Origin of the sequence: Amycolatopsis sp. cg13, assembly GCF_041346965.1 — a bacterium.
Taxonomy (GTDB): Bacteria; Actinomycetota; Actinomycetes; order Mycobacteriales; family Pseudonocardiaceae; genus Amycolatopsis.
The window spans coordinates 1,720,381-1,733,970 of sequence record NZ_CP166848.1 but is presented as its reverse complement, the minus strand read 5'-3'; the positions used below and the strand labels follow the sequence as shown (position 1 = coordinate 1,733,970).

Sequence of the window (13,590 nt, the reverse complement as noted above, 5' to 3'; positions counted from 1 at the left end):
TACGAGGGATGGACGGGACGCCCACCGGGCCGCTGACCGGATTGCGGATCGTCGAGCTGGCGACGGTGATCATGGGCCCGTACGCGGGGGCGCAGCTGGCCGACCTCGGCGCGGACGTCGTCAAGGTCGAGGCGCCCGGCGGGGATCCGACCCGGCACTTCGAACCGCGCCGGCACGACGGGATGGCGGGCGCGGCGCTGAACTTCAACCGCAACAAGCGCAGCGTGTGCCTCGACCTGAAGACCGGACCCGGACGGGACGCGCTGCTCGCGCTTCTGGACACTGCCGACGCGTTCGTCACCAACGTCCGGCCGGGCGCGCTGCGCAGGCTCGGGCTGGCCTACGACGACTTGGCGGACACCCGCCCCGGGCTCGTTTACGTGAGCGCGCAGGGTTTCCGGAGCGATTCCGCGCTCGGCGACAACGCCGCGTACGACGACATCCTCCAGGCCGCCTCCGGACTGGTCTGGCTGAACGAACAGGTCACCGGCGAGGCCTATTACGTGCCGACCGTGCTGGCGGACAAGGTGTGCGGCCTGTTCATCGTCCAGTCCGTGCTGGCCGCGCTGCGCCATCGCGACCGCACCGGCGAGGGCCAGCACGTCGAGGTGCCGATGGCCGACACCATGATCGCGTTCAACCTCGTCGAGCACCTCGCCGGAGCCTCGCTGGAACCGGCGGAGGAGCCCGGATACGGCTACCCGCGCGTCCTGAGCAAGCAGCGGCGGGCGTGCCGCACGGCCGACGGGTGGATGTGCATCCTGCCCTACAACGACCGCAACTGGCGCGACTTTTTCGCCCGCGCGGGCCGTCCCGAGCTTTCCGCCGATCCGCGCTTCGCGGACATGCCTGCCCGCGTCGCGCACGCCGACGAGCTGTATGGCCAGGTCCGCGAACTCACCCCGCAGTTCACTTCCGCGCAGTGGCAGGAGTTCTGCGACCGCGTCAGCATTCCCGCGCATCCCGTGTACAGCCTCCAGGAGGCGGCCGAGAGCGAGTACGCCCGGCAAGGCGGTCTCGTCCGGACGGTCCAGCATCCGACCGAGGGCGCCTGCCGTCTCGTGGCCCCGCCGGTGCGCTACTCCCGCACCCCGCCGGGGATCTACCGACAGTTCCCGCCCGTCGGCGCGGACACCGCCGAAGTGCTGGCCGAAGCGGGTTTCGACCCGGCCCGGCTCGACTGAACCTGTTCTGTCCCAGCGACAACGCCGTCGTCCCGAGGAGAACCCATGGCACCGTCCGAACCTCTCGCCCCGCGCCCCGGGAGGGCGTGGACCGTCACCGCGCTCGTGCTGCTGTTCCTGCTGATCAACTACGCGGACAAGACCGTGGTCGGGCTCGCCGCCGAGCCGATCATGAAAGACCTCGGCCTCGGCGAGGAGCACTACGCCCTCGTGCAGTCCAGTTTCTATTTCCTGTTCAGCGTTTCCGGCATCGTCGTCGGGTTCGCCGCCGCCAAGCGCCGCACAACCCGGGTCATGGCCGTGCTCGCCCTCGTCTGGGGACTGACCGCGCTGCCCATGGCGGCCGGGCTCGGCTTCGGCGCCTTGCTCGCTTCGCGGATCGCGCTCGGCGCGGCGGAAGGGCCCGCGGTGCCCGCGGCGACGCACACCGTCTACGGCTGGTTCGCCACCCGCGACCGGGCGCTGCCCAACGCTCTGGTCCACATTGGACCAACCCTCGGCGTCGTGGCGAGCGCGCCGCTGCTCAGCTGGATCATCGCGGACTTCGGCTACCGGACCGCGTTCGGCGTCCTGTTCGCGCTGTCGGTGGTGTGGGCTGGCGCGTGGCTGTTGTTCGCGAACGACGGTCCTTACGCCAAGTCCACTGTGTCCTCCGGCGTGAGCCGCGAACCGGTGCCGTACCGCGTGTTTTTCCGGTCGGGAACGGTGCTCGGCGCGGTCCTCGCGGGTTTCGTCGCGTTCTGGGCGACTACCACCGCGTTGGGTTTCCTGCCCCGCTACCTGTCGTCCGGGCTCGGGATCGGGCCTCAGCAGGCGGGCACGCTCTCCGCACTGCCGTCCTTGTTCGCGACCGTCGTGATCCTGGTGATGGGCGCGGTTTCCACGCGGTTCCGCCGCCGGGGAGCGGGCAGTCGCCGCGCGTACTGCCTGCCCGGGATGGCGCTGCTCGCCGTCTCCGGAGCCGCGATGATTCTCTTTCCGCACACGGAAAAGGTCACGGCGATCGTGCTGATCGCGATCGCGTTCGGGCTGCCGAGCGCGTTTTATCCGATGGTGTGGCTGCTGATCGGAGAGCTGGTTCCGCCGGAACGCCGCCTCGCCGTGACCGCCGCGACGACCGCCATCGCCACCTCGGCCGGGGTGTTCGCGCCGCTGGTGATGGGCGGTTTCCTCACCGCGCGAAACGGTTATGCGGCGGGGTTCGGGGTGTGCGGCGCGCTGTTGCTGGCGGGAGCGGTCGTGGGCACGGTGCTGATCAATCCGGAACGAGACCAGCGGCGGCTGCCCGCACTCGCCCCGTCGGTAGTCGGTGCCGCATGAGGCGTACCGACGAAGACGGAATCGCCACCCTTGTCCTCGACTCGCCGCACAACCGCAACGCCCTGTCGGTCCGGCTGGTCGGCGAACTCACTGCGCAGCTGAGCCGCGCCGCCGAGGATCCGGCCGTCCGCGCGGTGCTGCTCACACACACCGGCGAGACGTTCTGCTCAGGCATCGACCTGGCCGAAGCCCGCGCGGGCACCGGACTCGCCGCCGAGCAGCTGACCGGTCTGCTGCGCACGGTTGTCGAGATGCCGAAACCCGTGGTCGCTCGCGTGACCGGGCACGCCAGGGCGGGAGGGCTCGGGCTGCTCGGCGCGTGCGACATCGTCGCGGCGAGCCCGGCCGCGAGTTTCGCGTTCACCGAAGTGCGCATCGGGCTCGCCCCGGCCGTCCTGTCGACCACCGTGCTCCCGCGCTTGGATCCGCGGGCCGCTTCTCGCTATTACCTGACCGGAGAACGCTTCGACGCCGCCGAGGCCGCCCGCATCGGCTTGATCACGCTGGCCGCGGACGACGTCGACGAGGCGCTCGACCCGGTACTCGCCGGGCTGCGCTCCGCCGCACCCGGGGCACTCGCCGCCGCCAAGCACCTGACCACGACAGCCGCTCGGCAGTTCTTCGGCACCCACGCGAGCGAGCTGGCCGCGCTCGCCGCGCGGCTGGGCGACGGTGCCGAGGCCGAGGAAGGGATCGCGTCTTTCCTCGAACGCCGAAGCCCAGCTTGGGCGGAAACCCGTTTCACCATCAGGAAGGAGTCGCGATGACGTCCACACCTGGTCTCGACGTCCGCGTCGAAGACCATGTCGGCTGGATCGTCCTGGACCGGCCGCGGCAGAAGAACGCCTTCACCGGCGAAATGCTGCGTGCTTGGGCCGAGGCGTACCGCGCTTTCCAAGCCGACGACCAGGTTCGCGCCGTAGTCGTCACCGGAACCGGCGACGCCTTTTGCGCGGGAGCAGACCTCGGAGACCTCGGCCAGCCACGCACCCCGCTGGGCAGCAGGCGGCTGATGACCGAGCACGTGCACCCGGTGGCCATGGCCGCTGAAGACCTCGCCAAACCGCTGATCGCCGCCGTCAACGGGGCCGCGGTCGGCGCGGGCATGGACATGGCCCTGATGTGCGATTACCGGATCGCCTCCGAGCGCGCGCGGTTTTCGGAAGGGTACGTGCGGGTCGGCCTCGTCCCCGGCGACGGCGGCTGCCATTACCTGCCGCGGATCGTCGGCCGGTCGCGGGCGCTGCGGCTGCTGTGGACCGGCGAGTTCGTCGACGCGGACCAGGCGCTGGCCTGGGGGCTGGCGGACGAGACCTGCCCGCACGACGAGCTTCCGGCGCGGGCCAGGGAATTCGCCGCGACACTGGCGTCCCGGCCGCCCGTCGCCGTCGAGCTGATCAAGCGCGCGGTGCGGGCGGGAGAACACGCGGACCTGCGGACCTCGCTGGACCTGATCGCCTCGCACCAAGCCGTCGTCCAGTCGACCGCCGACTCCGCCGAAGCGCTCGCGGCGTTCGTCGGCAAGCGTCCGGCGCTATACCGCGGAGAGTGAGCCAGATGACCGAAGAACTTCGCCGCCGCGTCCGGGATTTCCTCGCCGCGCACCCGTTCACCCCGCGCTGCGATTCCTGGGCGGGCTCCTATGACCTGGACTTCAGCCGCGAACTCGGCAAAGCCGGGCTGCTGGCCGTTTCCTGGCCAGAGCGCCTCGGCGGCGGTGGCGGCACGGCTGTCGACCGGCTCGTCGTCACCGAGGAACTGCTGCGCGCCGGCGCCCCGCTGGCCGCGCACTGGGTCGGCGAACGGCAGATCGGACCGACCCTGCTCCGGCACGGCAGCCCCGAGTTGCAGGAGGAATTCTGCCCGCCGCTGGCGCGCGCGGAGTGCACCTTCGCGCTGGGGATGAGCGAGCCGGACGCCGGTTCGGACCTGGCGTCGCTGCGCACGTCCGCTGTCCGGGACGGCGACGGCTGGCGCATCACCGGGCGCAAGATCTGGACCAGCGGCGCGCACCGGGCGAGCCACCTGTACGTCCTCGCCCGCACCTCCCGGGAAGCCGACCGCCACGACGGGCTCACGGAGTTCGTCGTCGCGCTGGACTCGCCGGGGATCACCGTCACGCCGATCCTGGACCTGCGCGGCGAGCACCACTTCAACGAGGTGGTCCTGGACGAGGTGGCTGTTCCGGGCCGGTGGGCGATCGGCCGTGTCGGCGAAGGCTGGCGGCAGGTCGTCGGGCAGCTCGCGTTCGAACGGGGCGGCCCGGAACGGTTCCTCTCGACGTATCCGCTGCTGTCCGCCGTGCTCGCCGCGGGACTCGTCGACGACACCGCACGGCGTGGACTGCGCGCACTGGCCGCGCGGTTGCAGATCCTGCGGGCCTGGGTGCTGGAGACCGCGCAGGTGCTCGACGCAGGCGGCTCGCCGGTCGTGCCCGCCGCGACGAGCAAATACCTTGGCCACGAGTTCGAGCTGAGCGTCATCGACTGGGCGCGGCCGCTCATGCCTAGAGCCACTCCCGCCGTCCGCGCGCTTTACGACCAGGCGCTCGCCGCGTCACCCGCCTCAGGCATCCGGGGCGGCGCCGCCCCAGTCATGCTGTCGATGATCGCTAGGGACAACTGATGACCACGCACACCCTGGAAGCCGACCTGGACGCCTCCGTCAGCGAGGTGATCGCGGGCTGGGAACGCCCCGGCGACCTGCGCGAGCAGTGGCGGATCGCTGCGGAGCTCGGCTGGACGACCATTCTGGACGACCTCCGCGCCGACGCACCGGAGCAGGACCTCATCGACGCGGCCTGCGGTGCGGTCACCGCCCTCGGGCGCGGCGGGATCGCGCTCCCGCTCCGCCAGACGCTGGTCGCCCGTGCCGGGACGCCGCTGTCCACAGTGGACGCCATCGCCGTGCACTCGGCCGCACAGGGCATCTGGGCGCCGATCGCGGACGCCGGCGCGTTCGAAGAAGCCGGACGAGACCTCGCGAACCGGCCGTATTCCCTGGTGCCAGCGGCGGAAATCCCGTTGCGGCGCACCGCGTTGTCCGAAGTCCTCCGGCTCCAGGAGATGCTCGGCGCGGCCCAGGGCGCGGTCGCCGAAGCCCGGCGGTACGTGACCGAACGCGTCCAGTTCGGCAAGCCGCTCGCCGCCATCCCCGCGGTGCGGACGACGCTGGGACAGCTGAAAGTCGATGTCCGGCAACTGGAAACGGTTACGCACGAGGTCAGGCTCCGCCTTTCCGGCGACGACGGCGCACTCGCCTTCGCGCTGGCCACCGCCCGCGAGGTCGCCGCGACTGTGGTGCCGCGCATCGCCCAAACCGCGCACCAGCTGCACGGCGCGATGGGCGTCACGTACGAAGCCGCACTGCATTGGCGGACCAGGCTGCTCTGGGCGGATTGCGACGAGGGCGCGCGCTGGGGCGACGACGGTGCCGACGCGGTGCCGGTCGAGGAGACGGCCCTGTGGTCGCTGACCGCTCCCTACTCAGCCGGGACGAACGCGATCAGCCGCTGATGAGGATCGTCGACCACCTGCAGCACGATCTGGTCCAGCGTCTCTTCGACGCCGTCCGGCAGGCGGAGTCGCACCCGGAGGCGGGTGTGCGGCAGTACGACGTCGTTGCGTTCCCAGAGGGTCTTGAAACCGGGATCCGTGCGGAGCAACTCGTCGAGCCACTCTCCGGGCGGCGGCCCCGCCGGGGTGCTCGCGCGCACGATGCCGATCACGGTGCGCCGCATCGCTTCCAGGTCCGCGAACCGGCTCTGGAGCACCGGATCGGAGTACAGCATCTGCACGTACCGGCGGCGCTCCGGCGGGACCGCGCCGAAATCGGTCAGCAGCCGGGCCGCGGCGGCGTTCCAGGCCAGGACCGTCGTCGCCGGTCCGACGAGGAGCGCGGGCACCTCGCCCATCCGGTCGACGAGGCGGCGCAGCGGATCGCTCGGCTCGGGGTTCGCCGGCGGGGCGTCGGGGGCGGCGACGAGGTCCAGGGCGTACCGGGTCTGGTCGGCGTCGAGCCCGAGCGCGGCGGCGACGCGGCGGATCACGTCGGTGCTCGGCAGGACCCGGCCCTGTTCGATCCTCGTGTAGTACTCGTCGCTGACGAAGGCCAGCGCCGCGACCTCCGTGCGCCGGAGGCCCGGCACCTGCCGCCGCTTCGGATCGGCTGAGGCGGGCGGCGAGGCCTCGTCGCGGCGGGCGTGCAGGAACGCTCCGAGCTGGGTAAGCCGGGGGTCGCGCGCCATCAGCGGCTCCGGGGGAGGGGGATCGGATCCTTCCCCTCCCGGACCCGGCGCTCGCGGCGCACGGTGGAGGCATGACCGACCGCGCACGCATCGACGTCCACACCCACCTGGTCCCTCCGTGCTGGGGCGAGGCCCTCGCACAGCACGGCGGCGACCCGTCAGGCTGGACGCTGCCGCCGTGGACGCCGGACGACCACCTGAAATTCATGGACGCCAACGGCATCGCCACGAGCCTACTGTCGCTCACCGCCCCGAGCGTGACGGGCTGGGCGGGCGCGGCGCGTCGCGAGACGGCCCGCCGCGTCAACGAATACACCGCCGAACTGGTGCGGGAACGCCCCGACCGGTTCGGGTTGTTCGCCACGGTCCCGCTGCCCGATGTGGACGGCGCGGTCGCGGAGGTCGACCACGCGTATGGAGCGCTCCAGGCCGACGGCGTGGTGCTGCTGTCCAACTACGACGGTGTCTACCTGGGCGACGACCGTTACACGCCGCTGTGGGAAGCACTGGACCGGCAGCGCGCGGTGGTCTTCATCCATCCCGCGCATCCGCTCGTCCCGCTGCTGCCCGGGATACCGGGGCCGCTGGTGGACTATCCCTTCGACACCACCCGCAACGCGGTGCACATGGTGTTCCACGGGATCACCGAGCGCTACCCGAACGTGCGGATCATCCTTTCGCACGCGGGCGGTTTCGTGCCGTTCGCGGCGTTGCGGTTCTGCCAGTTCCAGGCCGCGCTGGAGCCTGCCGGGCCTACGGCCGAGGACTTCCTGGCGCGGTTCCGGAGCTTCTACTGGGACACGGCGTTGTCGTCGGGGGAGTACGCGTTCGGGGCGCTTGCCCGGTTCGCCGATCCTGGGCGGATTCTCTACGGGAGCGACTTTCCTTACGCGCCACCGCAAGTGGGCACGAGGTTCACTGAGATCCTGGACGAGGAAAGCGGGTTGGCTCCGGAGCAATCCCGCGCGATCGACTTCGGCAACGCCCGCTCGCTTTTCCCGCGACTGGGCTGAAAAACGAACGCTTCCGGCCGTGCTGAACCACAGCACGGCCGGACGTCTGTTCAGGCCACCGGTGAATACGCCGTCGCGTCGCCGACCCGCGCGGTACTGCGGACCCCGTCGACACTGACCGGCACGTCGCCGGACACGGTGACCCGGTGCAGGCGGCGAGGAAGATCGTCGTAATCCGCGACCCCGTAATGCTGGCTCGCGCGGTTGTCCCAGATCGCGACATCGCCCGGCGCCCAGTGCCAGCGCACGGTGTTCTCCAGCCGGGTCACGCGGGCCTGCAGGAGTTCGAAGATCGCCGCCGATTCGGTGCTGGACAAGCCGACCAGGCGCTTCACGAAGTGCCCCAGCAGCAGGACCCGCTCGCCCGTTTCCGGGTGCACGCGGACGACCGGGTGTTCGGTTTCGTAGATCTCGGACCGGAATTCGTCGCGATAGGACTGTTCCTTCACGTCGACCCCGCCGACGCGGTATTCGTCCGCGCGGCCGGCGTAGTCGTGGGCGTTGGTGTGCACCGCCCACAGCCGTTCCGCCAGCGCCCGCAGCGACGCGGGCAGCTTGGCGTACGCGTTCGCGGTGTTCGCCCACGTCGTGCTGCCGCCGTAGGCGGGGAGAGTGACCGCGCGCAGCAGGCTGATCGCCGGGATCCGGTCGACGAACGTGACGTCGGAATGCCAGCTGTTGGCTTTTCCGTGCTGCGCGTCGATCGGCAGGATGTTCCCCAGCCCGGTGCTGCGGACGGTCGGATGCGGCTGCGTGAGCCCGCCGAGCAGCCGGGCGAACGCCTGCTGCCCTTCGTCGTCGAGATGGTGCTGCTCGCGGAAAAAGATCACTTTGTTCGCGAGCAAAGCGGCACGGATCTGCGCGACGGTGTCGGCGGGCAGATCGCCGCCGAGCCGGATTCCGTCGATGCGGGCGCCGATGTCGGCGCCGATCTTGTGCACGGCGAGGCGCGTGTCCACTGCGTCGGCGAGGGTCATCAGGTACTCCCATTCGGTGTGCTCGGCTGCCTTCAAGACTGGGCGGCCGCGAGCCCGGAAAGCAAGATTGCGCTCAGGGTGAAACAAATTCGTCCCAGAATCCGGGCAGCGGGCCCGAGTCCGGGATGTGGGACGTCGTTGCCTGCCGGAAAGCCTGCTGCCAGCCTGATCCGCACGCCGCTTCCGGCAATTCCGTGCTCCCTTTTCCCCTGGTCGAAAAAAGGACGTGCCACCGTGACCACGAGCCGAAGGAACTTTCTGGGACTTGCCCTCGCGGGGCTCGCGGCGACGGCGGCCGGCTGCGCCGCGGCGAGCGGCGGCACCACGAAAACCCTGCGCTACCAGGGCTGGGCGGGCCAGGTCACGCCGCCCGAACTCGCCGCCGACCTGGGCTATCTCGGCGACGTGACGCTGCAGTGGGTGGGCGACACGATCAGCGGGCCGCAGGACATCCAGTCCGCGGCGACCGGCCAGGTGGACTTCGGCGGCGCGTTCAACGGAGCGGTCGTCAAACTCGCCGCGGCCGGGGCCCCGATCACCTCGGTGCTCGGCTACTACGGCGTGGACAAGCTGGAGTTCAACGGCTTCTACGTGCTGGAAAACAGCCCGATCCGCGGCCCGCGCGACCTGGCGGGCAAGAAGATCGGCATGAACACCCTCGGCGCGCACTCCGAGGCGATGCTCGACATCTACCTCCAGCGCCACGGAGTGTCCAAAGAGGACATCGCGAAGGCGGAACCGGTCGCGCTGCCCCCGGTGAACACCGAACAATCGCTGCGCCAAGGCAACATCGAGGTGGCCGTGCTGGACGGCATCCTGCGCGACAAGGCGCTCGCCCGCGGCGGCATCCGGCCGTTGTTCACCGATTACGAGCTGCTCGGCGCGTTCACCGCCGGGACCTACGTGCTGCGAAAGGACTTCATCGAACGCAATCCGGACACCGTGCGCACGTTCGTCAGCGGAGTGGCCAAGGCCATCGAATGGAGCAAGACCACGCCGCGCGAGAAGGTGATCGAACGCTTCACGAAGATCGTCAAGGGCCGCAACCGGAACGAAGACACCGACCCGCTGAAGTATTGGGATTCCTGGGGCGTCGCGGACAACGGCGGCGTGATCACCGACAAGGAACTGCAGCTCTGGATCGACTGGCTGGGCGGGCGCGGCGACATCCGGCCGGGCTCGGTCAAGGCGGGCGACCTCTACACCAACAAGTTCAACTCGTACGCGAAGGGCCAGTGATGAGCGGGGCGCACAGCGGAATCAGGTTCGCCGACGTCGGCAAAACCTTTCCGGCACGGGGATCCGGCGGCGAGCTGACCGCGCTCGCCGGGATCGACCTGGAGATCGGCGCGGGCGAGTTCGCGGTGATCGTCGGGCCGAGCGGCTGCGGCAAATCGACGCTACTGGACCTGCTCGGCGGGCTCGCCGAACCGGACACCGGGCTGATCCAGCTCGACGGGGCGCCGGTGCGCGGACCCGGGCGGGACCGGGGGATCGTGTTCCAGCAGTACGCGTTGCTGCCGTGGCGCACCGCGCAGGGCAACGTCGAATTCGGCCTGGAGGCGACCGGGGTGCGCCGGGCCGACCGGGCGCGGCGGGCGAGGGAGTACCTCGATCTCGTCGGCCTGCTGGAATTCGCCGACCGGCATCCGCACGAACTGTCCGGCGGCATGAAACAGCGCGTCGCCATCGCGCGCAGCCTCGCCTACGACCCGGACGTGCTGCTGATGGACGAGCCGTTCGCCGCGCTGGACGCCCAGACCCGGGAGTCGCTGCAGGACGAGCTGCTGCGGATCTGGCGGCGTACCGGGAAAACTGTCCTGTTCATCACCCACAGCATCGACGAGGCCGTCTATTTAGGACAGCGCGTCGTGGTCCTGACGTCGCGGCCGGGCCAGGTGAAGAGCGTGGTCGAGATCGATCTGCCGAGGCGCGACGAAGTGGCGGACGTCCGCTCGACCGGCGAGTTCGCCCGGTACCGGCACGCGATCTGGGAACTGCTGCACGACGAGGTGGCCCGGGCGCACGAACTGGAGAAGGAGGCCGTCGGAGCATGAGCGTCACTACTGTCCCGGAGACCACGAGAACCGAGCGGACTGAGCCCGCGGCAACCCGGCCCCGCGCCGGACGCGGCCGTTTCCAAGCCGTCTTCGTGAAGAGCATCGCGTTGATCCTGCTGCTCGCGGCGTGGGAGATCGCCCCGCGCACGGGCCTGGTGGACCCGGTTTTCCTGCCGCCGTTCCACACCGTCCTCGGCGCGCTGGCGGATTTGGCGGGCAACGGGCAGCTCGCCGCCAACGCCGGGGCCAGCCTCACCCGGTCGCTGGCCGGATTCGCCCTCGCCGTCGTGACCGCGGTCCCGCTCGGCGTCCTGATCGGCTGGTACAAACCGGTTTCGGACGTGCTGACCCCGCTGGTGCAGGTGTTCCTCAACACCGCGGCGCTGGCGCTGCTGCCGGTGTTCGTGCTGATCCTCGGCATCGGCGAGACGTCGAAAATCGCCATCGTCTTCTACGCCTGCACCTGGCCGATCCTGCTCAACACCATCAGCGCGGTGCGCTCCGTCGACCCGACCCTGCTCAAGCTGGCGCGTTCGCTGGACCTGTCCGCGCCGCGGCTGTTCGCGCGGGTGGTGCTGCCCGCGTCGGTGCCGACGATTTTCACCGGGATCCGGCTCGCGGGCGCGGCCGCGATCGTCGTCGTGATCGCCGCGGAGATGGTCGGCGCGAAGGCCGGGCTCGGGTACCTGATCAACTTCTCGCAGTACAACTTCGCCATCCCGCAGATGTACGCCGGAATCGTCGCGATCTCCGTACTCGGCGTCGCGTTCAACCAGCTGCTCGTGACCGTCGAACGGCGGTTCACGTCCTGGCGCACGGAAGGGACCGTCTGATGGAAACGCTCGACTTGACCGCCGACGTGTTCGTGGCGGGCGGCGGCCCGGCCGCGACGTGGGCGGCGCTGCACGCGGCCCGCGACGGCGCGGATGTCGTACTGGCGGACAAAGGCTACTGCGGAACCAGCGGCGCGACGGCCGCCGCGGGCACCGGCGTCTGGTACGTGCCCCCGGACCCGGCCGCGCGGGAGGCGGCCATGGAATCCCGCGAGGAGCTCGGCGGCAGGCTCGCCGACCGGCGGTGGGCGGCCCGGGTGCTGGACGAGACCTACGAACGGGTCAACGAACTCGCGGTCGCCGCCCGGTTCCCGTTCCCCGTCGGCCCGGACGGACGCCAGCTCCGCAACGGGCTGCACGGCCCGGAATACCTGCGCCGCATGCGGGCGCTCGTCCGGCGCGCCGGGGTGCGGATCCTCGACCACAGCCCGGTGACCGAACTGCTCGCCGATCCTTCCGGGGCGGTCGCGGGCGCGGCCGGCTACCAGCGCCACGGCAGGCAGGACTACCGGGTGCGGGCGGGCGCGGTCGTGCTGGCCACCGGCGGCTGCGCGTTCCTGTCCAAGGCGCTGGGCTGCGACGTCAACACCGGGGACGGCGCGCTGTTCGCCGCCGAGGCCGGGGCCGACCTGTCCGGCATGGAGTTCTCCAACGCCTACGGCATCGCGCCGGAAGGCACGTCGGTCACCAAGACCGCGTTCTACCATTTCGCCACGTTCTTCCGGGCCGACGGCAGCGTGCTCGAGGGAGCCAGCGGCGTCCGGCGCTCGCCGATCGCGCGGGAACTGCTGCGCGGCAAGGTGTACTGCCGCCTGGACCGGGCCGACGAGCAGTCCCGCGCGGCGATGCGGCTGGCCCAGCCGAACTTCTTCCTCGCCTTCGACCGGATGGGCATCGACCCGTTCGCCGAGAAGTTCCCGATCACCCTGATCGCCGAGGGCACGGTCCGCGGAACCGGCGGCATCCGCATTGTCTCGGACGACTGCGCCACCACAGTTCCCGGCCTGTACGCCGCGGGCGACGCGGCCACTCGCGAACTGATCTGCGGCGGTTTCACCGGCGGCGGCAGCCACAACGCCGCCTGGGCGATGTCGTCGGGCACCTGGGCCGGACGGGGAGCCGCCCGTTACGCCCGGTCGCTCGGTTCCCGCGCGCACGGCCGCCGGACGCTCGCCCTCGGCGAGGCCGGGCTTCGGCCGGGCGGGCAGCTTGGCGGTGACCACCGTGAGGTCATCGCCGCGATACAGCGCGAAGTCCTGCCCTACGACAAGAATTACCTGCGCCACGGGAATGTCCTGACCCCGGCGCTCGCCTCGCTGGACGACATCTGGACGCGGCTGCGAACGTCGCTGGGCGGCACCGGCGAACTGTCCGTCCGCACCCGGCAGGCGGCGGCGATGGCCGCGCACGCGCGCTGGATGTACCGGTCGGCGCTGGCTCGCACTGAGACGCGGGGGATGGCGAAGCGGCTCGATTTCCGTTCGCAGGACCCGGCGCAGCAGCATCGGCTGCACACCGGCGGTCTCGACACGGTTTGGGTTCGTCCGGAAAGGACAGTCGTGGAGGCGGTGTCGTGATCGAACTGGTGTCCGCGGAGCGCTGCATCGCGTGCGACAAGTGCATCACGGTCTGCCCGACGAACGTCTTCGATCGCGGTGCGGACGGCATTCCGGTGATCAGCAGGCACGACGATTGCCAGACGTGCTTCCACTGCGAGGCGAACTGCCCGGTCGACGCGTTGTTCGTCTCGCCGCGGACGTCCCCGGAACCGGAGGGGGCGCTGGCGAAGGACGCCGATCTGCTGACGGACGGCGGCTTGCTGGGCAGCTACCGGGAACGGCTCGGGTGGGGGAAGGGGCGGGCTCCGGCGTCCAGCCTGGCGATCGGGCCGCCGCTGCGCCCGGGCGCGGATCCGATCACAAGCTGACCGGCGAGACCGGCGCCGGACGTGAAGAGC

General features: G+C 70.7%; 14 protein-coding genes. 12 read left to right on the top strand and 2 right to left on the bottom strand.

Annotated elements, in window-relative coordinates:
• Positions 1-8: 8 nt before the first annotated feature.
• From AB5I40_RS07715 to AB5I40_RS07690, 6 genes are read left to right on the top strand one after another with little or no spacing between them, the layout of a single operon-like run.
• Positions 9-1,184, top strand: a complete 1,176-nt coding sequence (locus AB5I40_RS07715) for a CaiB/BaiF CoA transferase family protein (RefSeq protein WP_370937738.1) — start codon at positions 9-11, stop codon at positions 1,182-1,184.
• Between the two features lie 45 nt (positions 1,185-1,229).
• Complete coding sequence (locus AB5I40_RS07710; RefSeq protein WP_370937737.1) at positions 1,230-2,504, top strand: MFS transporter; 1,275 nt, start codon at positions 1,230-1,232, stop codon at positions 2,502-2,504.
• Positions 2,501-3,271 (top strand): enoyl-CoA hydratase family protein, encoded by a 771-nt coding sequence (locus AB5I40_RS07705; protein ID WP_370937736.1) that lies wholly within the window; start codon positions 2,501-2,503, stop codon positions 3,269-3,271. The genes AB5I40_RS07710 and AB5I40_RS07705 overlap by 4 nt, the downstream gene beginning before the upstream one ends.
• Positions 3,268-4,056, top strand: coding sequence for an enoyl-CoA hydratase/isomerase family protein (locus tag AB5I40_RS07700; RefSeq protein WP_370937735.1), 789 nt, complete (start codon positions 3,268-3,270; stop codon positions 4,054-4,056). Before AB5I40_RS07705 ends, AB5I40_RS07700 begins: the two co-directional genes overlap by 4 nt.
• Positions 4,057-4,061: 5 nt before the next feature.
• Positions 4,062-5,129: an acyl-CoA dehydrogenase family protein gene (locus AB5I40_RS07695; protein ID WP_370937734.1), complete on the top strand. Its 1,068-nt coding sequence runs from the start codon at positions 4,062-4,064 to the stop codon at positions 5,127-5,129.
• A complete protein-coding gene (locus tag AB5I40_RS07690; RefSeq protein WP_370937733.1) occupies positions 5,129-6,019 on the top strand; it encodes an acyl-CoA dehydrogenase family protein in 891 nt (296 codons plus the stop codon). Before AB5I40_RS07695 ends, AB5I40_RS07690 begins: the two co-directional genes overlap by 1 nt.
• Here AB5I40_RS07690 and AB5I40_RS07685 read toward each other — a convergent pair.
• Entirely contained in the window at positions 5,986-6,750 is a 765-nt protein-coding gene (locus tag AB5I40_RS07685; protein ID WP_370937732.1) for a helix-turn-helix domain-containing protein, read from the bottom strand. The two genes, AB5I40_RS07690 and AB5I40_RS07685, sit on opposite strands and share 34 nt — an antisense overlap.
• 71 nt (positions 6,751-6,821) lie before the next feature.
• Between AB5I40_RS07685 and AB5I40_RS07680 the strand changes: the two genes are divergently transcribed.
• Complete coding sequence (locus tag AB5I40_RS07680) at positions 6,822-7,763, top strand: amidohydrolase family protein (protein WP_370937731.1); 942 nt, start codon at positions 6,822-6,824, stop codon at positions 7,761-7,763.
• Between the two features lie 50 nt (positions 7,764-7,813).
• Here AB5I40_RS07680 and AB5I40_RS07675 read toward each other — a convergent pair whose 3' ends face one another.
• Positions 7,814-8,740, bottom strand: coding sequence for a TauD/TfdA dioxygenase family protein (locus AB5I40_RS07675; protein WP_370937730.1), 927 nt, complete (start codon positions 8,738-8,740; stop codon positions 7,814-7,816).
• 234 nt (positions 8,741-8,974) lie between these two features.
• On the opposite strand from AB5I40_RS07675, the gene AB5I40_RS07670 reads away from it, so the two are divergent.
• From AB5I40_RS07670 to AB5I40_RS07650, 5 genes are read left to right on the top strand one after another with little or no spacing between them, the layout of a single operon-like run.
• Positions 8,975-9,979, top strand: coding sequence for an ABC transporter substrate-binding protein (locus AB5I40_RS07670; RefSeq protein ID WP_370937729.1), 1,005 nt, complete (start codon positions 8,975-8,977; stop codon positions 9,977-9,979).
• Positions 9,979-10,797, top strand: coding sequence for an ABC transporter ATP-binding protein (locus AB5I40_RS07665; protein WP_370937728.1), 819 nt, complete (start codon positions 9,979-9,981; stop codon positions 10,795-10,797). The genes AB5I40_RS07670 and AB5I40_RS07665 overlap by 1 nt, the downstream gene beginning before the upstream one ends.
• On the top strand, positions 10,794-11,633 hold the full coding sequence (locus AB5I40_RS07660; protein WP_370937727.1) for an ABC transporter permease: 840 nt from the start codon (positions 10,794-10,796) through the stop codon (positions 11,631-11,633). The genes AB5I40_RS07665 and AB5I40_RS07660 overlap by 4 nt, the downstream gene beginning before the upstream one ends.
• On the top strand, positions 11,633-13,210 hold the full coding sequence (locus tag AB5I40_RS07655) for an FAD-dependent oxidoreductase (RefSeq protein ID WP_370937726.1): 1,578 nt from the start codon (positions 11,633-11,635) through the stop codon (positions 13,208-13,210). The genes AB5I40_RS07660 and AB5I40_RS07655 overlap by 1 nt, the downstream gene beginning before the upstream one ends.
• On the top strand, positions 13,207-13,560 hold the full coding sequence (locus AB5I40_RS07650) for a 4Fe-4S dicluster domain-containing protein (RefSeq protein WP_370937725.1): 354 nt from the start codon (positions 13,207-13,209) through the stop codon (positions 13,558-13,560). Before AB5I40_RS07655 ends, AB5I40_RS07650 begins: the two co-directional genes overlap by 4 nt.
• Positions 13,561-13,590 lie beyond the last annotated feature (30 nt).

Excerpts from the sequence above, each read along its gene's own strand:
- AB5I40_RS07680 (WP_370937731.1), top strand. The coding sequence starts at position 6,822 with ATGACCGACCGCGCACGCATCGACGTCCACACCCACCTGGTCCCTCCG.
- AB5I40_RS07700 (WP_370937735.1), top strand. The coding sequence starts at position 3,268 with ATGACGTCCACACCTGGTCTCGACGTCCGCGTCGAAGACCATGTCGGC.
- AB5I40_RS07690 (WP_370937733.1), top strand. The coding sequence starts at position 5,129 with ATGACCACGCACACCCTGGAAGCCGACCTGGACGCCTCCGTCAGCGAG.
- AB5I40_RS07685 (WP_370937732.1), bottom strand. The coding sequence starts at position 6,750 with ATGGCGCGCGACCCCCGGCTTACCCAGCTCGGAGCGTTCCTGCACGCC.
- AB5I40_RS07695 (WP_370937734.1), top strand. The coding sequence starts at position 4,062 with ATGACCGAAGAACTTCGCCGCCGCGTCCGGGATTTCCTCGCCGCGCAC.
- AB5I40_RS07665 (WP_370937728.1), top strand. The coding sequence starts at position 9,979 with ATGAGCGGGGCGCACAGCGGAATCAGGTTCGCCGACGTCGGCAAAACC.
- AB5I40_RS07660 (WP_370937727.1), top strand. The coding sequence starts at position 10,794 with ATGAGCGTCACTACTGTCCCGGAGACCACGAGAACCGAGCGGACTGAG.
- AB5I40_RS07705 (WP_370937736.1), top strand. The coding sequence starts at position 2,501 with ATGAGGCGTACCGACGAAGACGGAATCGCCACCCTTGTCCTCGACTCG.
- AB5I40_RS07715 (WP_370937738.1), top strand. The coding sequence starts at position 9 with ATGGACGGGACGCCCACCGGGCCGCTGACCGGATTGCGGATCGTCGAG.
- AB5I40_RS07710 (WP_370937737.1), top strand. The coding sequence starts at position 1,230 with ATGGCACCGTCCGAACCTCTCGCCCCGCGCCCCGGGAGGGCGTGGACC.
- AB5I40_RS07655 (WP_370937726.1), top strand. The coding sequence starts at position 11,633 with ATGGAAACGCTCGACTTGACCGCCGACGTGTTCGTGGCGGGCGGCGGC.
- AB5I40_RS07675 (WP_370937730.1), bottom strand. The coding sequence starts at position 8,740 with ATGACCCTCGCCGACGCAGTGGACACGCGCCTCGCCGTGCACAAGATC.